This window comes from Mesorhizobium alhagi CCNWXJ12-2 (genome assembly GCF_000236565.1).
GTDB lineage: Bacteria > Pseudomonadota > Alphaproteobacteria > Rhizobiales > Rhizobiaceae > Allomesorhizobium > Allomesorhizobium alhagi.
The window spans coordinates 1-20422 of record NZ_AHAM01000272.1 but is presented as its reverse complement, the minus strand read 5'-3'; the positions used below and the strand labels follow the sequence as shown (position 1 = coordinate 20422).

Annotated in this window: 20 protein-coding genes and 2 pseudogenes; 9 read left to right on the top strand and 13 right to left on the bottom strand. The window is 61.9% G+C overall.

All coding sequences use genetic code 11. From position 1 onward, the window contains the following. Positions 1-330 precede the first annotated feature (330 nt). Both MAXJ12_RS28835 and MAXJ12_RS39275 read left to right on the top strand, forming a co-directional pair. On the top strand, positions 331-3306 hold the full coding sequence (locus tag MAXJ12_RS28835; protein ID WP_008839674.1) for a Tn3 family transposase: 2976 nt from the start codon (positions 331-333) through the stop codon (positions 3304-3306). 102 nt (positions 3307-3408) lie between these two features. Further along, positions 3409-3672, top strand: coding sequence for a hypothetical protein (locus MAXJ12_RS39275; protein ID WP_244421637.1), 264 nt, complete (start codon positions 3409-3411; stop codon positions 3670-3672). Positions 3673-4288: 616 nt separating this feature from the next. Here the strand turns inward: MAXJ12_RS39275 and MAXJ12_RS28825 are convergent. The 9 genes from MAXJ12_RS28825 to MAXJ12_RS28785 form a co-directional block, all read right to left on the bottom strand. Beyond that, complete coding sequence (locus MAXJ12_RS28825; protein ID WP_008839672.1) at positions 4289-4681, bottom strand: DUF3307 domain-containing protein; 393 nt, start codon at positions 4679-4681, stop codon at positions 4289-4291. Positions 4682-4710: 29 nt separating this feature from the next. Beyond that, positions 4711-6516, bottom strand: a complete 1806-nt coding sequence (locus MAXJ12_RS28820; protein ID WP_008839671.1) for an adenylate/guanylate cyclase domain-containing protein — start codon at positions 6514-6516, stop codon at positions 4711-4713. 34 nt (positions 6517-6550) lie between these two features. Continuing rightward, positions 6551-7852, bottom strand: a complete 1302-nt coding sequence (locus tag MAXJ12_RS28815; RefSeq protein ID WP_040588580.1) for an NAD(P)/FAD-dependent oxidoreductase — start codon at positions 7850-7852, stop codon at positions 6551-6553. A gap of 33 nt (positions 7853-7885) precedes the next feature. Continuing rightward, entirely contained in the window at positions 7886-8359 is a 474-nt protein-coding gene (locus MAXJ12_RS28810; protein WP_008839669.1) for a DoxX family protein, read from the bottom strand. 21 nt (positions 8360-8380) lie between these two features. Then, the gene (locus tag MAXJ12_RS28805) at positions 8381-9151 is read right to left on the bottom strand and encodes an HvfC/BufC N-terminal domain-containing protein (protein WP_008839668.1); all 771 of its coding nucleotides are present in this window, start codon (positions 9149-9151) and stop codon (positions 8381-8383) included. Next, complete coding sequence (gene bufB / locus MAXJ12_RS28800; protein ID WP_008839667.1) at positions 9138-10166, bottom strand: MNIO family bufferin maturase; 1029 nt, start codon at positions 10164-10166, stop codon at positions 9138-9140. The genes MAXJ12_RS28805 and bufB overlap by 14 nt, the downstream gene beginning before the upstream one ends. Before the next feature lie 32 nt (positions 10167-10198). Further along, complete coding sequence (locus tag MAXJ12_RS28795) at positions 10199-10468, bottom strand: BufA1 family periplasmic bufferin-type metallophore (RefSeq protein ID WP_008839666.1); 270 nt, start codon at positions 10466-10468, stop codon at positions 10199-10201. A 243-nt stretch (positions 10469-10711) separates the two neighbouring features. Beyond that, a complete protein-coding gene (locus tag MAXJ12_RS28790; RefSeq protein ID WP_008839665.1) occupies positions 10712-11800 on the bottom strand; it encodes a patatin-like phospholipase family protein in 1089 nt (362 codons plus the stop codon). A gap of 43 nt (positions 11801-11843) precedes the next feature. Beyond that, on the bottom strand, positions 11844-12674 hold the full coding sequence (locus MAXJ12_RS28785) for a 3-hydroxybutyrate dehydrogenase (protein ID WP_008839664.1): 831 nt from the start codon (positions 12672-12674) through the stop codon (positions 11844-11846). Positions 12675-12917: 243 nt separating this feature from the next. On the opposite strand from MAXJ12_RS28785, the gene MAXJ12_RS28780 reads away from it, so the two are divergent. The 4 genes from MAXJ12_RS28780 (at position 12918) to MAXJ12_RS28765 (ending at position 16434) form a co-directional block, all read left to right on the top strand. Continuing rightward, positions 12918-13832 carry a LysR family transcriptional regulator gene (locus tag MAXJ12_RS28780; protein ID WP_008839663.1) on the top strand — a complete coding sequence of 305 codons (915 nt, stop codon included), beginning with the start codon at positions 12918-12920 and terminating at the stop codon, positions 13830-13832. Positions 13833-14011: 179 nt separating this feature from the next. Next, positions 14012-14512, top strand: coding sequence for a cupin domain-containing protein (locus MAXJ12_RS28775; protein ID WP_008839662.1), 501 nt, complete (start codon positions 14012-14014; stop codon positions 14510-14512). Positions 14513-14593: 81 nt separating this feature from the next. Continuing rightward, positions 14594-15796 carry an MFS transporter gene (locus MAXJ12_RS28770; RefSeq protein WP_008839661.1) on the top strand — a complete coding sequence of 401 codons (1203 nt, stop codon included), beginning with the start codon at positions 14594-14596 and terminating at the stop codon, positions 15794-15796. Positions 15797-15948: 152 nt separating this feature from the next. After that, positions 15949-16434: a DUF302 domain-containing protein gene (locus tag MAXJ12_RS28765; RefSeq protein ID WP_008839660.1), complete on the top strand. Its 486-nt coding sequence runs from the start codon at positions 15949-15951 to the stop codon at positions 16432-16434. Positions 16435-16934: 500 nt separating this feature from the next. Here the strand turns inward: MAXJ12_RS28765 and MAXJ12_RS28760 are convergent, their stop codons facing one another. After that, positions 16935-17228 (bottom strand): GYD domain-containing protein, encoded by a 294-nt coding sequence (locus tag MAXJ12_RS28760; protein WP_008839659.1) that lies wholly within the window; start codon positions 17226-17228, stop codon positions 16935-16937. Between the two features lie 454 nt (positions 17229-17682). Continuing rightward, positions 17683-17961, bottom strand: coding sequence for a hypothetical protein (locus MAXJ12_RS37195; RefSeq protein ID WP_139044090.1), 279 nt, complete (start codon positions 17959-17961; stop codon positions 17683-17685). Between MAXJ12_RS37195 and MAXJ12_RS38080 the strand changes: the two are divergent. The 3 genes and pseudogenes from MAXJ12_RS38080 to MAXJ12_RS40220 form a co-directional block, all read left to right on the top strand. After that, positions 17902-18370: pseudogene (locus MAXJ12_RS38080) on the top strand (Tn3 family transposase); the annotation flags it as partial. The gene MAXJ12_RS37195 and the pseudogene MAXJ12_RS38080 overlap by 60 nt on opposite strands. A 644-nt stretch (positions 18371-19014) precedes the next feature. Then, positions 19015-19107 (top strand): annotated as a pseudogene (locus MAXJ12_RS40225) (hypothetical protein); the annotation flags it as partial. An 80-nt stretch (positions 19108-19187) separates the two neighbouring features. Further along, complete coding sequence (locus MAXJ12_RS40220) at positions 19188-19310, top strand: hypothetical protein (protein ID WP_420492400.1); 123 nt, start codon at positions 19188-19190, stop codon at positions 19308-19310. A 609-nt stretch (positions 19311-19919) separates the two neighbouring features. On the opposite strand, the gene MAXJ12_RS38475 is transcribed toward MAXJ12_RS40220, so the two are convergent. Both MAXJ12_RS38475 and MAXJ12_RS38595 read right to left on the bottom strand, forming a co-directional pair. Beyond that, complete coding sequence (locus tag MAXJ12_RS38475) at positions 19920-20102, bottom strand: hypothetical protein (RefSeq protein WP_202946711.1); 183 nt, start codon at positions 20100-20102, stop codon at positions 19920-19922. 126 nt (positions 20103-20228) lie between these two features. Next, the coding region (locus tag MAXJ12_RS38595; RefSeq protein WP_210160947.1) for a hypothetical protein at positions 20229-20422 on the bottom strand (194 nt) is incomplete at its 5' end.

Sequence of the window (20422 nt, the reverse complement as noted above, 5' to 3'; positions counted from 1 at the left end):
GGTCGGTCGGACGGGTGACCGCTTCGATTGTGGCCTTGGGGAGCAGCTGTCCCGGCCGTGAGGTTGCCGCCTCAGCGCCTTGGCATAACCGCAGTAAAAATCCCAAGGCGTACGAACATCGATTGCGGCCGCACCTCCCGTGAGGAGAAAACTGCGCCTGAGATCCACGAGCCTGTTGGGGGTCAGAACAAGAGCTGCTCAGAATCTTGCGCTAAGGTCGAACGGAGAGTGAACGCCGGATGTTCGCTGTGGATACGCCATTTGCCTCCTGTACCGTTAAGCCGCTTTGGACGGAGGCTTTGCCACGACCTTTCTGGAGTGGAGTGGAAAGTGGCCCGACGAGCGCTTCTCAAAGAACACGAGCGAAAGACAATATTCGACATTCCGGTCGATGAAGACAGTCTGATCCGCCACTATTCTCTTTCGCCGGCCGATTTGCTGGAAATCCAGCTACGGCGCCGTGAACACAATCAGCTCGGCTTTGCGATCCAACTTTGCCTGATGCGCTACCCCGGCCGGCCACTGTTACCTAACGAGGTTCCGCCGAAAGCGATGCTCGACTATGTTGCCAGGCAAGTAGGCGCAAGCTCGACCGCATTCAGGTTATATGCCCGTCGTGAGGAAACCCGCAGCAATCACATTGCTCACCTTCTGGGTTATCTGCAGAAGCGAAACGCAACAGCCGAAGATCGGCGTGCCGCATTGCTGTCGGCAATCGAGATGGCCTCAACAACAGACGCGGGTGCTTCGATGGCTGGCGCCATTGTAGCGGAGTTCCGCAATCGAAATTCGCTACTCCCGGCAGCCACCATCATTGAGCGGATGGGGATCGCGGCGCGGGCCATTGCCCGGCGACGGGCAGAGAGGGCGCTGATCGAAGCGGTACCAGCTGATCGGCTTGCATTATTGGACGGGCTGTTGGAGGTTGACCCGACGATCGGTCAAACGCGCTTTCATTGGCCGAGATCAGCGCCAGAAGCGCCTGGCGCGTCGAATCTAGTCGGACTGACCGAGCGGATCACGTTTCTGCGGACGCTGGAGATCGACCCCGCACCACAGATCCGCATTTCTTCGGGACGTTGGGATCAGATGATCCGCGAAGGCAATGCCACGCCAGCGTGGCTGGCCAACGACTTCAACGCCAGTCGCCGTCACGCTTTGATCGTGGCTCAAGTCATCAAGCTCGGCCAGAAGCTTACCGATGATGCCGTGACGATGTTTATCAAGTTGATGGGGAGGTTGTTCTCGCAAGCCAACAGCCGCAAGAAGCAGCGGCACATGGACTGCCGGCCGGACGCCACCAAGGCGCTGCGGATGTTCCTCGACACCACCACGGCGCTGCAATCGGCGAACGATTACGGCCGGAATGTACTGGAGGTTCTCGACCAGAAAGTTGGCTGGCATCGGCTGCTTCGGATGAAGCCGGAGCTCGAGTCCTTGGTCGAGGTCAGCGAGGCATCACCCTTGACCGTGGCAGCCGAACAATATCCGACCGTCAACAAGTACGCCGGGGTCTTCCTGCAGGCATTCACGTTCCGTTCGGCGTGCCGCTACGACCCGCTTCTTGCTGCGGTCGGGGTGCTGAAGCGGCTCTACTCGGAGAAGCGTCGGACATTGCCGGAAACCGTCCCAGTCACTCACCTCAGCCAGACAGATCGGAAGCTGATATTCGGGCAGGATAAGCCCAATCGCCGCCTATATGAGATTGCGACGTTAGCGGCATTGCGAGACAGGCTTCGATCCGCTGACATCTGGGTCGACGGCAGCCGATCCTTCCGGCCGATCGACGAGCATTTGATGCCACGATCAACGTTCATCACAATGAAGGAGCAGGATCGTCTCGGACTGGGCGTACAAGGTGATGCCGCCGTGTGGCTAACGGAAGCGCGGCAGATGCTCGACTTCAACCTGAAGCGGCTGGCGCACAGAACGCGTTCCGGAAAGCTTGAAGGTGTTCGTCTTGAAGGGGGAACGTTGATCGTCACGCCGAATGCCGGTGAGGTGCCGGCGACGGCCGAAGAATTGAACTCCGAGATCAGCGAGCTCTATCCGTTGGTCGAAGTACCGGATCTCCTGCGAGAGGTGCACGAGTGGACCGGATTTGCGGACTGCTTCACGCATGTTCGAACGGGCGACAGGCCTAGGAATGTCTCGGCCATGCTGGCGGGAGTCCTGGCGGATGCGATCAACCTTGGGCCGAAGCGAATGGCGAGCGCGTCCAAGGGCATCAGCGCGCACCAGATCGGCTGGATCCGTACATTCCATGCCCGATCAGAGACCTATCGCGCGGCGCAAGTGTGCGTGACAGACGCGCATGCCCGGCACCCGCATTCTCGGCTCTGGGGCGACGGAACGACCTCGTCGTCGGATGGCCAATTCTTCCGCGCAAGCGACAGAGCCGCAAAGCGTGGCGACATCAACTTGCACTACGGCAGTGAGCCCGGTTCCAAGTTCTACAGCCACCTGTCCGATCAATACGGCTATTTCAGCATACTTCCCATCAGCCCGACTGAGAGCGAAGCCGCCTATGTGCTCGATGGACTGTTCGACCAGGACACGGTCCTCGATATCCAAGAACATTTTACCGACACCGGTGGCGCAAGCGATCACGTTTTCGGCCTGTTCGCCCTAATCGGCAAACGCTTCGCACCTCGTCTGCGCAATCTCAAAGACCGGAAGTTCCACACGTTCGAGAAAGGGGAAGCATATCCCGCGCTCGCCAATCATATCGGTGCTCCGATCAACTCCGCCCTGATAGTCGACCACTGGGACGATCTTCTTCACTTGGCGGCGTCGATCACCACGCGATCTGTCGTGCCGTCGACGATACTGAAGAAACTCTCGGCATCGCCAAAGGAGAGCCAACTCGCCAGGGCGCTGCGGGAACTCGGCCGCATTGAGCGTTCCCTCTTCATGATTGAATGGTACTCAAGCCCGGCACTGCGCCGTCGCTGTCAAGCTGGCCTCAACAAGGGCGAGGCGGCACACAAACTCAAGCGCGCCGTGTTCTTCCATGAGCGAGGCGAGATCCGCGATCGGTCATTCGAAAGCCAGGCGTTCCGCGCATCCGGCCTCAATCTCGTCGTCAGCGCGATCGTGCATTGGAATACGGTTTACATAGAGCGGGCCGTCACCCACTTGCGCAGTGCACGTCGCGAGATTCCGGATCATCTGCTTAAGCACGTCTCGCCGTTGAGTTGGGAGCACATCAACCTGACCGGCATCTACACCTGGGACGCAGAGCATCAAATGCCAGAAGGCTTCCGACCGCTCAGACTGCCTACCCCAATCCGTCGAGCAGCATAGAGTTCCCGATCCGTTCGCCCTTAACGCAAGATTTTGAACAGCTCTTGTCCTGACCCCTTGTCGCTCGGACCTGGGCAATCCGCGACTGTAGAGGCAGGGGTCGTGCATGACTGGTGGAACAGCAGCACCACTGACGAAGTCCACGTGCTGGTCGAAGTCGAACGGGCAAAGGGCGCGGAGCCATTCAATCCAGATCGCTTCGAACTCCCGATTGGCATGTTGTTCGGACTAGCCAACGATGGCTTGGTCGACAAGAAGGGAAGACCCTTTCCGCTTCAGGCAGCAGTGATTGCGAGGGAGTTCGCCGACGTCATCGTCTTCACGCAGCCTCCTCCGGCATTCCAACGAGTGGCGCTCGGTCTCTAGCCCCGATCGGCCACCTACTCGGCTATCGGGCTATCATTCCAAACTACTGCAAGCCGCATGCGCACGTCACGCCTGCTCCGGAAGCCCTTGCTGCGGCTGGCCTGGCAGCGAAATAGTAGCAGTGATTGCCGGTGCGGCAGCATCATCACTAATCTGGCTGATGGTCTCAAGCGTCATGCAGCAGGCGATCGAGCGATTTCACGCGACGCGAGCAGGCCGGCCCGGGGCCACGCATGTAGTACAGTTCGGGCCGGTACTGCGGAGCAACGAATTCGCGAAAGGCTGATACCAGCTTAGCAATGAGAGCCCATGATACCATGACACCGATCCCCGTCCGACACACTTCGTTCCAGTTCTATTCACCACGTGAGGTCACATGTTCGGAGCTTGCCTGACGATCTCTGACCGATGAAATGCCGTATGACGATCGATACAATGCGCGAGCCGCATGGGTGACGCGCTCAAAGCGAGCGCAAAGCTGAGAACTGTGGCCTCGAGAGCTCCGTGAGCAGAAGGTTCGCAGTGGATCTCGCGATCGGCGAGCTCATCCCACACTTGCCGACATCCGCTGCCATTTCCTGAAGCGGCCGTTCACTTGGCATCGAGCGGCGCTACATCAAAATCCCCGCGGCGAGGCAACCGCAAAGAAGATCAGACCGACGTAGGTCAATTGATGCACGAATTGATCGGCGCCATGAAGTGCCCAGTATGCTCGCGTGTTGGGACCCGCATGGCTCCGCGCCGATAACCCGGCCTTGGTGTAGTCGGTCGCGTAGTGGACCGCGAATTCTGCGGCAGACAGGAGCACGATCACAGCGGGCCCTTGTCCGGCGATGAGCAAGGCCGGCAGCGAACCCAAGGCATGCAGGCCCGCATGGGCATAGCCGCCGGCGCAGCGCAGATCGCCCTTGCCGCGCAACATCCAGCCGGGCTGCAGCAGATAATCGGCGACAAAGTGCTTGAGCTGGAAGCAGAGAAGCATTGCGAGCGTCAAAGTCATCATCTGCATGACCATCCTCCATGGTCGAGTGGGTTCGTTCAGGGAGAGAGGGTATGCACCGTAACCGGCACAGCCTTCCCGCGAAGGTTGGCGACGCCGAGCGGCCGAGAAAGCAGGCGGCCGCCGGCATGCGCGACGGTCATGTCGCTGAGCACGATCTCGACCCCGTATTCCTTGGCCACGCCGACCAGGCGGCTGGCTATGTTGACCGTATCGCCGATGGCCGTGTAGCTCAGCCTTTCGATAGATCCGACATTGCCGACGATCGCGGTGCCGGTGTTGACCCCGATGCGCACCCTTATGTCGCCGTGGTCTGGCGAAACGGCGGGGAGCGCATGCATCGCAGCCCGGATCGCGGCGGCCGCCCGGCATGCCCGATGCGCGTGATCCGGCACAGCCGTCGGTGCGTTCCAGATCGCCATGACGGCGTCGCCGATGAACTTGTCGACGGTGCCACCCTCGGAATGGATGGCTTCGACGGCGAGCGTCAGGAAATTGGTGAGATGCGGCTGGACATCCGGGCCGAGCCGCTCGGTGAGTTCGGTGAAGCCCGGCAGGTCGGCGAACATGACGGTCACCTCCACCAGTTTCCCGCCCGGCGCCGGTTCAAACCCGCCGGCGACGAGCGGCCTGACCACGTCGAGCGGCATGTATTTGGCGAAAGCCGACAGGCCGGCAGCCATCCGTTTCAGCGCTTCGGAAAAATCGTTGAGTTCGGCAAGGAATGTTGGAACGTGGCGCACCTGATCGAGCGAAAAGCGCTCGATTTCGCGCAGTTGACCAGCCAGCGCGCGGATTGGCCGCGCGAAAAGCAGGTTCGAAAACAGCACCGCCGTCGCCGCAGCCAGAACGACCAGGCCGCCGACAGCGAGTAGAACGCGCTGCGTGTTGCGGTCGATCTCTCCGGAGAAGGCCGAACGCGGAATCGCGGTCAGAAGACGCCATTGCTCGAAGGGAAGCATGAAGGACGAGACAAAGACCTTGCCGACATCGCCGCCATCGACCTGCGTGCGGAATTCATGCTCTTTGGTCGCCGAAATCGCCTCATGCGCCGCCGCAGCCAGGGCATCGTCCTGTGGGAAATCGCCGAGATGTGCCGGCATCACGCCGCCCGGTCCGTCGGACGCGGCCAAAACCTTGTCGCCGCCACCCAGCACAAAGGCCCGCCCGTGACCGGATAGCCGCAGACCGCGCAGCCTTTCCGACAGATTGGCGAAGCTCACGGCAACCATGACGACGCCCTGATATCTGCCATAGAGCTCGACCCGTTTGGAGACGACGATCGATGGCTCGAAACCGTTGGGCAGAACGTCGACGACGGTCCAGACGGGCTCGTGCGCGGCCATCCCACGGCGATACCAGGGGGCTCCGAGCGCAACATAGGCCGTCTCACCGTGAATGCGTTGCTCGAACATGACGTCGCCGGGGATCGGCTGGTAGACGTCGCGCCGTAGCGGACGCGGTTTGCCCGGCGTGCCGGGACCGATCTCGACCATCTCGATCTTGCCGCCTGCCGCCGCGTGCGAGCCGAAAAACCGCCCGTCGGGAAAGCCGAATCCGATCCAGCCGATTGCCGGCTGTTCGCGCAGGAGCGACAGGAACAGGAATTCGCGCTTCACCTCGTCATCGGCCTTGATCGTTCCCTGAAAGAGGATCGAGCGGATGATCTCGGCCGTGCCCGCCACGACGGCGAGGGTCGAGGTCAGTTCGCTGCGCACGGTATCAGCGCTCTGGGCGTCGAGGCTGGCGACGATCTTTTCCACGTTGCGCGCGGCGGTACGCTCCCAGATGAGATGCACGGAAGCGGCCGTAGATATGACCGCGACAAGAAGCAGGGCCGTCATTGCCCGGCCCAGCCCGATACGCGGGAGGCGCGGGCTAGCGGTCGCGGCGTTCGGTAATGAGACGCGCGCTGCGATCGAATGTTGCATAGGCCCAGGCCCAGTCCAGGAAGACGACGATGCGGTTACGGAAGCCGACGAGGAACCAGAGATGCGCGAAGCTCCACAACTGCCATGCGAGGAAGCCGCTGAACTGGAAGCGGCCTACATCGGCGACCGCTGCCTTGCGCCCGATCGTTGCGAGGTTGCCGTAATCGGAATAGCGGAAAGGCGCGACGGGCTTGCCGGCAAGCCCCGCCCTGATCAGGCCGGCCACATAGCGGCCCATCTGCTTGGCGGCGGGCGCAACGCCCGGAATCGGCCGACCGTCCGTTCCCTTCACGCAAGCCGTGTCGCCGATGACATAAACACCTTCGCGGCCGGGCACGTGCAGATGGTCGTCGACGATCACGCGGCCGGCGCGGTCCGACGGGACGTCAAGCCATTTCGCGGCGCGCGACGCCATCACGCCCGCCGCCCAGAGGACGCAGGCGGAAGCGATGCGCTGCCCGTCGGAAAGGGCTACTCCATTTCCGTCGCATGCGGCGACGGCAGCGCCGAGTTTCACCTCGACGCCCAGTCTTTCAAGCTGGCGTTTGGCGGAGTCCGAAAGCTTCTCGGGAAACGCCGTGAGTAGCCGCTTGTCTGCCTCGACCAGCACGACCCTCGCGGTCGAGGAATCGATATTGCGAAAATCCCGGACGATCGCCTTGCGAGCGAGTTCGACAATGGCGCCGGCGAGTTCGACGCCGGTCGGGCCGCCGCCGATGACCACGAAAGTGAGAAGCTTCCGACGCAGCTCCGGATCCTCGGTCACCTCGGCCTTTTCGAATGCAGACAGGATGCGGCCGCGAATCTCGGTGGCGTCGGGAATGGTCTTGAGACCGGGGGCGGTATTCTCCCAGTCGTCATGACCAAAATAGGCATGCCGCGCGCCGGTGGCTATGATCAGGTAGTCATAGGGCAAACGCCTGTTGGCGGTCAGAACGGTTCGCGACCCGGTGTCGACGCCTTCCACCTTCTCCATCAGCACCGTGGCGTTCTTCTGGCCGGCCAGAATCCGCCGGATCGGCATGGCGATCTGCGCTGGCGACAGGCCGGCCGTCGCCACCTGGTAGAGCAGCGGCTGGAACAGATGGTAGTTGCGGCGGTCGACGATGGTGACGTCGACGGGAGCGTTGCGCAGCCCGAGCGCCGCATTGAGACCGCCGAAGCCGCCGCCCAGGATCACGACCCGCGGACGTCGTGTCGGTTCGGCGACGGCTTTGCTTTGCGGCTTGTCGAGTTCTGCAATGGTCATGACCGCGTCGCCGATGGATTCCCGCAGCATCGGTCAGGCTCGGCGGCCGAAATAGCTGTCGGCCAGGTGATCCAACGATATGACGCCTGCGCCGCGCGAGAACACCAGCAGAAGCAGCGACGCCCACATCAGGTGCTCGCCCCAATGCCCCGGAAAGACGAAGATCTGGATGACGGCAGTGACGCCAAGCAGCACAAGCGCGCCGATGCGCGCGAACAGGCCGAGAAAAAGCAGCGCGGCGCCGACGATTTCGGCGGCGGTGGCGAGCGGCGCAGCGATTGCCGGGCTGATCAGAGGCAGATTGTATTCGAAGGCGAAGAGCTGCAGCGTCACCGGCCAGGAGGCGAGCTTGGACTGCGCCGATTGCCAGAACACCAGGGCGACCGCGATGCGGCCGGCCAGTTGGATAAGCGAGAGGGGCACGCGGCCGGCCAGGTTCAGCACGCCGCGATAGGCTGCAATGAGACTGCGGCCGCTGCTTGCGGGCATGTCTTGCGTCATGGTCATCGGATTCTCCATTTGTGCTGGTCAGCGGTCGAAGCGGATGCCGGTCACCAGCCCGTCTTGAAACAGGCTGACCAGCGCGGCGAGTAGATCGAACATCGGTTCATGGGTAAGGGAGCGGGAAACGGCCTTCTCCAGGCCAAGTCCCATCTTCAGGGAATAGCGGAACGAGAACTGCGCGCTTGTGAGGCGCACGAAGCGGATGTTGTCGCCTTGCCGCCAGAGCGCGATGCGCTCGGCGCTGCGCTGCCACCGGTCGGCATGGTCCGGACGGCCTCCGTTCTGGTGCGCAGCCCAGATCGCCAGCACCGGCCAGTGCGAGATGACAAGGCGAAGCGACGGCTGGAGCGCCAGTTCCGGGGTCGCTCCCGAAACGTCGCCGTCCAGGGCCGCAAGCGTTAGCGGCGGTAAGGATGCCGCGTCGAGCGCCTCGGCGATCGCCCATTCGAGCCCCGCCGTTTCGGCGACGAATGGCATTTTGGCCAGGCCTTCGAAAGTCCTGAGGAAATTTGGGAATTCCGCCCCGTAGCGGACGAGCCGCGGCTCCGCCGGCGGATTGTGGCGTATGAACTCGCTCGCGGCATAGCGGAAGAAACGCTCGTCGACCATGCGAACGGTGACCGGGAACACGGCTGTAAGCGTCGCCGTCAGCGAGGCGCGCGTGTTGTTCTCGTAGATGCGCAGCCGCCGGCATGGATCAGCACGGCCCGCTTCGACAAGCGACGAGAGGCCCAAATGCGGCTTGCCGAGCACGGATTGCGCGACGGCATTCTGCAGGCGTTCAAGCGACAACATGGCGATTCCTCCCCGATGCATGGTCCCCGGATTGGCGCATCGACTTCACCGCCGCGAAAGCCGCGAGCACCGGCATGCCGAGCTGCGAGCCATCGCGTTCGAAAGGCAGCACTATGCCCGGGGCGCAGCGAACTGGCGCCGCCGGAACCGCGGTGTCCTTGCGCTTGCCGAAGGCGATCGAGGCGGCAAGCATGTCCGCCCACATCGCTTCGCCCAAAAGCACAACGAGCGCCGGCACGTCGGTGTCCCATTCGATGAGCGTGGGGCGCGGACCGAATTTCTCGATCGCGCTGGCATAGAGCGACCAAACTGCGGGCGGAACACGTGAGCCGTGGTCGTCGATCAGCACCACGTCGTCGCCGACATTGTTGACGGCGTGGCCGGCCAGATGGATTTCGCCGATCGCCTCAGCCGGCAGCATATCGATGAACTCGGCGGCGTCGAAGCCGATATTGTGGGCGGATACATAGACGTTGTTCACGTCGAGCAGCAGGCCGCAGCCGGTACGCTTGACGAGCTCGGCCAGGAACTCGGCTTCGCTCATCGTCGAGCCGGTGAATTCGATATAGGCGGAAAGGTTTTCGATAAGTATCTTCCGCTGCAGTCTCTCCTGGATGAGATCGACATTGGCGGCGACGATCTTTAGCGCCGCCTCATCATAGCGCAGTGGCAACAGGTCATTGAGATAGGCGCCGTCCGCGACGCTCCAGGCGAGGTGTTCGGACACGAGGTCCGGCTCGAAGCGCTCGCAGACCTTGCGCAGCCGTTCGAGGTGGGCGCGGTCGATTCCGGATGCGCTGCCGAGCGAGAGGCCGACGCCATGGACCGAAAGCGGGTAGGTCTGGCGCAACGTCTCCAGCGCCGAGACCGCCGCGGAGTCGCCCATATAATTTTCGGCATGGACTTCCAGCCAACCCGCCGATGGCCGGCGGCTCAGCATCTCGGCGATGTGCGCCGAGCGAAGACCGATGCCCGCGGCTTGCGGAATCGGGAGGATGGGAAGCTTCCTGGGCATCGGTCTTCTCCTTGCTCGTTGGCTGGAACAGGTCAGGCCTTGGGCTCGATAGCGCCGCCGGCGAGCTTGCCGCAGGTCCCGGCCGGCACGTAGATCCAGGCATCCGCCTGGTTGTCGGCGGTCGAGGTGCCGGCGCAGGAATGCGTTGCGGTCTGGCAGTCGTTCTGGCCGGCCTTGACCACGCCGTAGCACTTCTCGAACGAGAAATCGGGCTGGGCAGCCGGGCCGGCGAAGGCAGTGGTGGTGGCGAGCGTGGTGGCGGCGGCGAGTGCCGAACCGATGAGCGATTTGGTGTTGATCATGATGTCATCTCCTGGGTTTGCGGTTGGTTCAGACCGGCCGTCGGCCCGTCTGGCTCCAACTCTCCCTGATTGTCGTGCCTGACTGAAATGCCCTCTCCGCATGGTTTCGATAGGCGCGCCGAATGTGTCGCGTGCAGGCCATGAAAAACCCCTCCGGAGGGGCGGCCGGAGGGGTTGGAGAGCCCGCGCCCAGGAGGGGGCAAGCGCGGGCTCGAGCGAACCGCTTGCGGAGCGGGAGAACTCCTACAAATAGCGGCTCTCTATATCGACGGTCGACCGCTCGCCGATCTCACCGTAATGGCGTTCGAGCCATTCGTCGGCGCGTTGGCGGCCCTTGTCGCGCAGTTCCGTCAGCGCACCCCAGTCGGCATTGAGCTTGCTGGCAACGCCGAGCTTCTTCATCGTCTCGTCGTCGGATATTCCGTGGATGTAGACGCGCTTGAGGTCGAGCCCCTTGCCCGCTTCAGAATCGATCAGCTTGGTAACGAAGGCGATGGCGCGCATTTCGCGCAGCAGCGATGAGTTGAAGCTTATCTCGTTGATGCGGTTCAGGATGTCGATGGCGCTGTGCGGCAGCTCGGCGCGCTCGATCGGATTGATGTGGACGATCAGCACATCGGGTGTCTCGGCCGAATAGATGAGCGGGAAGATCGCCGGATTGCCCATGTAGCCGCCGTCCCAGTAGGCCTCGCCATCAATCTCGACGGCCTGGAACAGGAACGGCAGGCAGGCCGACGCCATAATCGCGTCGACCGACAGTTCATCATTCGAGAACACCTTGACCTTGCCGGTGCGAACATTGGTGGCGCAGATATTGAGCTTGAGGGTGCAGCGGTTGCGGCGCACCGCCTCGATGTCGATCGATTGCTCCAGCACCGATTTCAGCGGATTGAAGTTCAGCGGATTGAACTGGTAGGGCGACATCAGCCTCGTCACCAGATCGAACATCAGGAAAGCCGGCGAATTCTCCAGCGAGCGCGTGCCGGTGATGCGATCGAAAAGGCTCGGCTGCAGCGGACTGAAGGATGAGGTATGGCTGACGCGCCGCCAGAAATTGGCAAGCGCCGTCTGCGCGCCCCTATTGCCGCCCTCGGCGAGGCCATAGGCCATCACGGCTGCATTCATCGCGCCGGCGCTGGTCGCCACCACGCCTTCAAAGGAGAGGTTCTCCTCATCGAGCAGGCGGTCGAGAACGCCCCAGGTAAAGGCGCCGTGGGCGCCGCCCCCCTGCAGCGCGAGGTTGATCGTCTTTTGCGGGCGCGCAGCAACGGCAGCGCCCGTCCTTTCCGTCCGGCCGCCGGCCAGCTTTACGATATCGGCATGAGTGTTCATGTTTCCCTCCTCGGGAATGGCTGCGGCGATCGCCCAAATGGTTTCAGTGAGCGGTCCAGCCGCCGTCGACCGGCAGGGCCGTCCCGGTGATGGACGCGGCGCAGTCGCTGCACAGGAAGGCTGTCAGCGCGCCCATCTCCTCCACTGTGGCGAAACGCCGGGTCGGCTGGTTCTTCAGGAACACGTCGCGAATTACGGCGTCACGGGCGATGCCGTGCGATTTGGCCTGGTCCTCGATCTGCTTTTCGACCAGCGGCGTCCAGACATAGCCGGGGCAGATGGCGTTCGCCGTCACGCCGTGCTCGGCGCCTTCGAGCGCCACCACCTTGGTCAGGCCCACCATGCCGTGCTTTGCAGCCACATAGGCGGATTTGAAGGGCGACGCGATCAGCCCATGCGCGGATGCGATGTTGATGATGCGGCCGTAGCCGCGGTCCTTCATCGGTTCGAACGTCGCCTGGATCAGGTGAAAGGCGGAGGACAGATTGATCGCCAGAATCTGGTCCCATTTGGCGGCGGGAAACTCGCCGATCGGCGCGACGTGCTGAATGCCGGCATTGTTGACCACTATATCGACCTGCCCGAAGCGGGCGACCGCGCGCTCGACCATCATGCGGATGGCATCGGCATTCGACATGTCGGCGCAATCATAGGCCACGTCGACGTCGTTCTCCTCGGCGATCGCCGCGCGCTGCGCCTCGATCTCCACTGGATCGCCGAAGCCGTTCAGCATGACCGCCGCGCCGTTCCGGGCGAGAGCCTGGGCGATGCCCAGGCCGATGCCGCTGGTTGAGCCGGTCACGATCGCAGTGCGGCCCTCCAGGGGGCGGCGCTGCGCCAGCGCGTTGGTTTCGGGTGTGCCGACGTCGAGCATGTTTGGTCTCCTTGGGGTCGCCACGTGATGCGGCTGTTTCGGAGACCGTGAGCGATAGCGGCTCAACAATGAAATGCCGGTGTGGTATCAAATCCATACGCGCATTGCATTGGTTCAACCGGGCGCGGGCGCGTTAGAGCATGATCCCTGTCGCAGACTTTTTTGAAAGGTCGTGCGACTAGCAAATGGATCGGAGCCTCATTCCGAGGTTCGGAACGGATCAGGCTCCAGAAGGGGGCGGGCATGGACATTCATCACATCCGGTACTTTCTCGCCGTCTGCGAAACGCGCAACTTCACGCGCGCCGCCGAGAGATGCAACGTGACCCAGCCGGCGCTGAGCCGGGCCGTGCAGCAGCTTGAGGACGAGGTCGGCGGCCTCTTGTTTCGGCGCGAGCGCAACCTGACCCATATCACCGACCTCGGCGCGCTGCTGAGGCCGCGCTTCCAGCAGATACTTGATGAACTGACAGGGGTGCGGCAGGAGGCGTCGCGGTTCCTCTGCCTGAAAGACGCGCATCTGAAGGTAGGCATCATGTGCACGATCGGCCCGCGCCGCTTCACTGGCCTGCTCGCCGACTTCAACATGCGCCACAAGGGCATTCAGTTGCAACTTGTGGAAGGCGTGCCGGGCCGGCTCTCGCACCTGCTCGAAGCCGGCGAAATCGACGTGGCGATCATGTCTTCGAGCGACAACTTCCCGGAACGCTTCGACGTGACCTCGCTGTTTCGCGAGCGCTTCATGCTGGCCTTTCCGACCGCCCACAGGCTGACCCAGCACGACGTCGTGCCGATCACCGCGATAGACGGCGAGATTTATCTCAGGCGCGTCAATTGCGAGTATTGGGACCATTTGTCGGAGATCTGCACATCGAAGGGCGTGCGGCTGCACATCTCCTATTCCAGCGAGCGCGAGGACTGGATCCAGAATATGGTCGCCGGCGGGCTTGGCATCTGTTTCCTGCCTGAATACACGGCTGTGATACCCGGCCTGCAGATAAGGCCGGTGTCGGAGCCGGACGTGACCCGCGATGTGTGCCTGGTCACCGTCGCCGGGCGCCGCTTCTCTCCGGCGGTGTCGACCTTCATCGGCGCCGTCAAATCCTATGGCTGGGCCGAGGGCGGCTCGATGGCGCCCGCACGTCGCACCGCGGCGTGAGCAGAGGCCGCCGGCGGTCCCAGTCTGCGGCCGTGAATCCGCTCACGCGTTCAGGCGCGCAATAGCTTCAGGCTATCGAATTCAAAAGCAGGTGGCATTTCGCTAAGGCGGCGCGAACGGCCAATCTCCTTCCATGCCCCGCATGTTCCAAGCGCCGGGCTCAACAAGGAGAAACCGCAATGTTTTTGAAATCCATCGTCCACCACAACCCGACGCATCTCGCTTTGGCGTTCGGCCTTTTGGCCTCCGCCGCGGCATTTTCCGCAGCACCCGCCTACGCCGGCGAATGCCCCGCCGACCAGGTCGCCACTAATGCCGTGCAGTCGATGCCGAGCGCGCCGGAAGGGGTCACCGACGAGGTCATCAGCACGATCGACCTCAGCCCGAAGGGCGATGCTTGGAAGGGCAACATGTTCCGTCTGCGCAAGCTCGTCGTGCAGCCTGGCGGGGTCGTACCGTGGCACGAGCACTCCGCGCGCCCCGCAAACATCCTGGTCGTCGAAGGCGCGATCAGCGAATACAGCAACACCTGCAAGGTGGCGATCGAGCACAAGGCCGGCGAAGCGACGGCAGAGTTCGGCCAGCTCGCGCATTGGTGGAAGAACAACGGTTCGGTTCCTGCCGTGCTCTATTCGGCCGACATCCTGCCGCCGGAGATGGACGATCACGACACGATGTGATCGGATAGCCCTCCCGCTCCTGAGCACCTCGCCGACGTTCCCGGCCCTCCCGGGAACGTCCATGGCTTGCGGAGAAATCCAATGACGAATCACCAAGAGATCTTGCCCGGCGGGCTTCGGATGGCAGCCGGCGACAGCATGCGCTTTAGCGTTATCGCGGTGATCGCATTCCTCACGCTCGTCGACCTGTTCGCAGCCCAGGCGATCCTGCCCTCACTGGTCGAGAAGTTCGAAGTCAGCCGTGCAGCGATGGGCTTCGCGGTCAATGCCAGTACCTTCGGCATGGCGATAGCGGGGCTGGCAATCGCGCTGTTCGGCCGCAACATCGACCGGCGCAACGGCATTTGGGTTAGCCTCGTCCTGCTTTCCATTCCGACCGTGCTTCTGTCGATGACCGACAACATCACGGTCTTTGCCCTCCTGCGCATCGCGCAGGGGCTCTTCATGTCGGCGGCGTTCACGCTGACGGTAGCCTATCTCGCCGAACATTCCTCGCCCGCGCAGGCCGCAGGCGCGCTGGCCGCATACGTCACCGGCAACGTTGCCAGCAATTTCTTTGGACGCATCCTTTCTGCGGCCGTCGCAGACAGTTTCGGCATCTCGGTCAACTTCCTGACCTTCGCCGCGCTCAATATAGCCGGTGCGATACTGGTCTGGCTGACGCTGAAGAAAACCGAACGTATGATGACCGGCGCCAGCCGGCAGGCGCACGCCGGCTCGGCCTGGAACGCTCATTTGATGAATAGCGAGCTGAGGCGCAGTTTCGCCGTCGGATTCCTGATCCTGTTGGTGTTCATCGGCACCTTCACCTATGTGAATTTCCAACTGGCCGCGCCGCCGCTGGCGCTGTCGCCGATGGCGCTCGGCCTCGTCTATTTCGTGTTCCTGCCTTCACTGTTGACGACCCCGCTGGCCGGGCGGGTCGCCGGACGGCTGGGTGCGGCCCGCGGCATCGGATTGACGCTCGGCCTCGCTATCGCCGGTCTCCTGGCGCTGCTTACGTCGCATCTGCCAGTCGTGCTTGCCGGAATGGCGGTGATCGCAATAGGCACTTTCCTCGCCCAGGCGATCGCGACCGGCCATGTCAGCCACACTGCCAAGCGCGACAAGGCGGCTGCAAGCGGCATCTATCTCGCTTTCTATTATTCAGGCGGCCTGGTCGGCAGCCTCGTCATCGGGCAGGTCTACGACCGTCTCGGCTGGACCGCCAGCGTTGCCATCCTGGTTCTGGCTCTCATCGCGGCGATCGTCCTTGCCAGGCCCCTACGATCGCTCAACAGCTAAGCAAACTGCAGAGTCCTGCCCCGCCGCGGTGCGTCCAGCCATAAGCCGCGTTCATCGAAACGGGCAGCGAACGGCATTATCCATCCGCCGCGCTCTCCAGCATCCTTCCCTACGGCCCGCGCATCGGACGGGTTCACCCACGGAGAAGAGCAATGATCGATTCGATAAAATCAATACTTGCGGCCACGACGCTCGCCTTGGCGCTGGCCGGAACTGCCCTCGCAATGCAGGCGAACGCCGAAACCGCGTCGGCAGGCGTCATCGCCGTCAAGAGCGACTATTCGGTTGCCGAGACGGTGGCGCGCATAAAGAAGGATGTCGCCGCGAAAGGCATCATGTTTTTCGGCGTCATCGACCAGGCCAAGCTCGGCAATGCCGCCGGCAACACAGTGAAGCCGTCGCGGCTCGTCATGTTCGGCAATCCGGCGCTCGGCACCACCTTCATCACTGCAAACCCCAAGGCCGCACTCGACTGGCCGGTGCGCGTGGTTGTCTATCAGGATGCCGACGGGTCGGTTTATGCCGCCTACAGCGACTTCGACTACATCGCCAAGCGCCACGGGATCGAGAACCGGACCAAGGAATTCAATATGGCGACGGAAGTCATCCAGTCCGTCACCTCCAGCATCAGGAAATGACTATGAGCGATGCCGGGATTTTGCGATCCCGGCATCGAGCGCGTCAGAACTATAAATCGCTCCTTAAACCGTCCGCAACCTGGTCATGAGCGCTGGCTTAATCCAATGTCGGCTCACGGGAAGGAAGATCGATCCGGGAAGTCAGGATTGGGTCACGTCTTTCGGTCCATTGTCACCAAAGGCGATCGGCATGTTGACGCATTCGGCGGCCTTTTTTGCCGCCAAGAGATCCGCGTATCGACGGATGCGCGTTGCTCTTTGTGTGAATCGGCAGCACAGCGTCACCTCTCGAGCGGGTTGAGCGGGTTGTCGGCTAACGGGTGGGGCGGTGTGGACGTTCCCGCGCTCGTGAACCGAGCCTCCGTTTGCAGGAACTATCCCGTGTTCGGACTTTGACTGTAGAAGGCCCGGCACAGGGCGGGAGTGCCGGGCCTTTTGGTCGTCCACGAGCCTGCGCTGGTTTGGTTAATGACCGGCCAATCGAAACTGAACCAGCCAAGTCAGGCCATCTTGGCGGTGATCTTTGCCATATCGGCAGCGTCGAACGCTCTTAACGTTTGGGTTTTGATATTGCCCATCGCAGCGACCGAAAAAGTTAGCGCCGTCGCTGCAATGTCGTCATCGGCTTCGGCGATGGTGACGACATCATACTGACCGAGCGTCCAGAAAAGCGAGTGCACCGTGACCCCGCTTTTGGCGGCCATCTCCTTGAAAGCCGCGGCACGCTTCTGGGTATCCTTGATCCCCTTGGCGCCCTGATCGGTAAAATTCGCGAGTATTACGTAGTAAGCCATGTGAACCTCCCAAAGTGAATAAGGAGGCGTGCGGGCGCTTCCGGCGCGACCGCCGTTTCTCCCAATCACATGTTATCACGCGGGCACAAAGGTCGCATCCGCCCATCGCAGTGGAAAGCTTTAAACGGGGTCCTCCCGCATCAACCGTAAACCAAAGCGCCAAAACTCGGCCGTCATGCTCCAGCCCAGTAAGATCGGCCCGGCTGGTTGGAAAGGGCCCTCAATCAAACAGCCGGGCCAGTCGGCCCGCGGACAGCTAGTAGACCCAATTGCAACCTACTCAACGTCGCTTCAGGTGTTCAATATGATACATTTCGTTACCCGTTATCTAACCCCACCCTCACCCCTCGATAGCGGTCGGGCCGCCTAGCGCCCCCCGCCTAGGCGGCCTCTTTGAGCAAAAAAAGAATCCGACCAATATCGTAGGAATGGGGAGGGGGCGACATGAAACTGTTTAAATCATTTGCTTTGTCGCGGTGCTGCTTCTTTCGTCTGTAATGTCTGCGACCGACCAGTCGGCTCGTGAGGACATCGAAACGGCAGGGAGGCCTACAACAGCGGAAACGCTGCTGCACTGGCTCAGATGTACACCGAGGATGCCGCCGTGCTGCCGCCCGACGGCAAGCGCATCGACGGCCGCAAGGGCGTGGAAGAATTCTGGCTGTAAATCGGCGTAGCCCGTCGACGGGCAGAAAGAGCGCTCATCGAAGAAATTCCGGTCGATACGCTTCAATTTGGACAGGCTGTTGGAGGTTGATCCCGCGATTGGCCAGACGCGATTTCATTGGCTGCGCTCGGCACCCGAAGCGCCAGGTGCATCAAACCTGGTCGGGCTGACAGAACGCATTACCTTCCTGCGCAAGCTGGAAATCGACGCGAAATTGCAGGCGCGCATATCGTCTGGACCGTGGGACCAGATTATCCGTGAGGGGAACGCCACCCCGGCATGGCTGGCCAATGACTTCAATGCGAGTCGCCGGCACGCTTTGATCGTGGCGCAGGTCATCAAGCTCGGCCAGAAGCTCACCGACGATGCAGTGTCGATGTTCATCAAGCTGATGGGTCGGCTGTTCTCGCAAGCCAACAACCGCAAGAAGCAGCGGCACATGGATTGCAGGCCGGATACCGCCAAAGCGCTGCGCAGGGGGGAATAGCTGCCGGCCTGGCGCTGGCCGGATAAGCCGATTTCCGCCACCTCACGTACGGCTTGTAATCGGCGATCCCCGAGCTGTTGTCCCGGCAAAATAGAAAATAGAAAGAGCCGGTCGGAGGGACCAGCTCTTTCCAGAGCATAGCGCGAAGCGAGTGGAGAAGTAGGGGATAAGGGCAGCCTCGCGCCAGTATCCCTAATGCGGTCGCCCAGACTTGGTTCCCGCTACTGCACGAGAAAAAGGCCGGCGCGCCGTGGAATAGCGAGTAGAGGGGATGTGCGCCGGCCATATACCATACACGGGGCGTATGGTAACGATCAGAGTATATGGCTGCGAGCCGACGATTTCATTTTGCCAAACCGTGTATGCGGTCACTCCCTTTGGATGAAATGAAGGGCTGCGAAACGGCGAGTGATTTAATGGAACAACGTGGTCGGGTTCGCCGTTTTCTAGCGTCCAAGGGGCCTTTCCATGGCCACCAGTCACCCTTGGAACGAGAGGCCCGCCGCGTCCCTGATGCGACGGGCTTCTTGCGTTCATCTGAACTCGATCAAGGCTGCCTCCAAAAGGCTAAGTTGCCGGGAACGCGCCAGACGCGATAGCGTTGGGGCACGGCGCCCGTTTGGGGGTTCGGTATGGCTAGGCTTGACGATAGGCCCTTCAACGAGTTCGTGACGGTGAAGGCCCCGCGCGGCCAGCGACAGAACATCTCCAGCGCCCGCCAGGCGGCCGAATGGCTGCTCTTCAGATGGCCGAAAGAAATTGATACAGCCAAGCCCGCGCGGCACGCAAAGCCTGTCTGGAGAAGTTGGAAGGGCAGCGCGAGGCGGCAGCTGCACGCAAGGCTTTTCGCGAAGCGGCCGAGGAAGCCGGCATTCTGATTGGCGATGCTGTCCGGCCGACGTCAAAGCCAATGAACCGGAAAAGATAGACTTTTCGACTAGAAGCTTTTGATGTTAATTCGTCTTGCGGCTGACCGGCAGGAAATCCGCATCGGCCGGCGAGGGCAGCAGTTAGGACTCCTGGTCACGCCGGCCGACTCGCCCGCGTGGCTTAAGCCATTTCCCGGCGCCTTGTGTCAATCCAGGCGTTCCTAATGGTATACCAATCGCCAAGACCGGAATGCTCATCCGCAAGCCGGTCGAGGAGGTGTTCGAAGCGATCGTGAATCCGGACATTACGACAAAATTCTGGTTCAGCAAAGGCAGCGGAAGGCTGGAAACCGGTGATTGAATGGCCTGGCTATAGCGGCCCGACGACTGTGGAATGGACGTTCCAATCCGTTCCGGACGGCACGACTTCCCTACGCGTGCAGGAGTCCGGATGGACGGGAGATGCCGATAAGCTCACGCGCTACGTTGCCGATTCCACTTAAGGCTTCACGCTTTTGCTTGCGGGGCTGAAGGCGTGGCTCGAGCACGGTATCCAGTTGAACTTGACGCTCGATCGCTATCCGAAGGGGATAGAGGACCAACAGTTTGAGTAAGGCCGAGCGGTTGTGGGGAGCAGTGCGCTGGGGAGCGGGCGCCAGTGTAGAACCTCAGAGTTGCCTCCGCGAGCGGCTGCCGCCCACGAAGGCCGATGTGAAGAGCAGATGGATAGCCAGAATTACCCTGGCAATGTCTCGCGCTTCACCGGTGACGACGTCCCAAATGGCTGCGATTGCGCCGAAGCCGACGATATCCGCGAGCAGGATCGACACGGAGCGTGGAGGGCTCGGCATCTCTCGACAGCCAGTTAAGCACGGCGATCCCGAGAAACGGTCCGCCGAGAAGTGGCTGCAGCGCAAGCAGTTCGGGTGTAGCATCCGTCGGCACGGATTCCCGGCCGAACTGTATCGGAAAGGGCATCAGCCCCAGGCCGGCAAGAGCCATGTAAAGCGCAGATAAGTAAGGGTCCGCATGGCAGGCTGGACATTAGGCTCGAGCGTTGGCAGGCCTCGGATACCATTGATAGGATGTTCAGCACCTGCGGTCCCAAAACCCGTTGATCCAGCGGAAACATAGTTGGCCCGTTTGTCTGGGGCGTGATGCTCGTGATGCT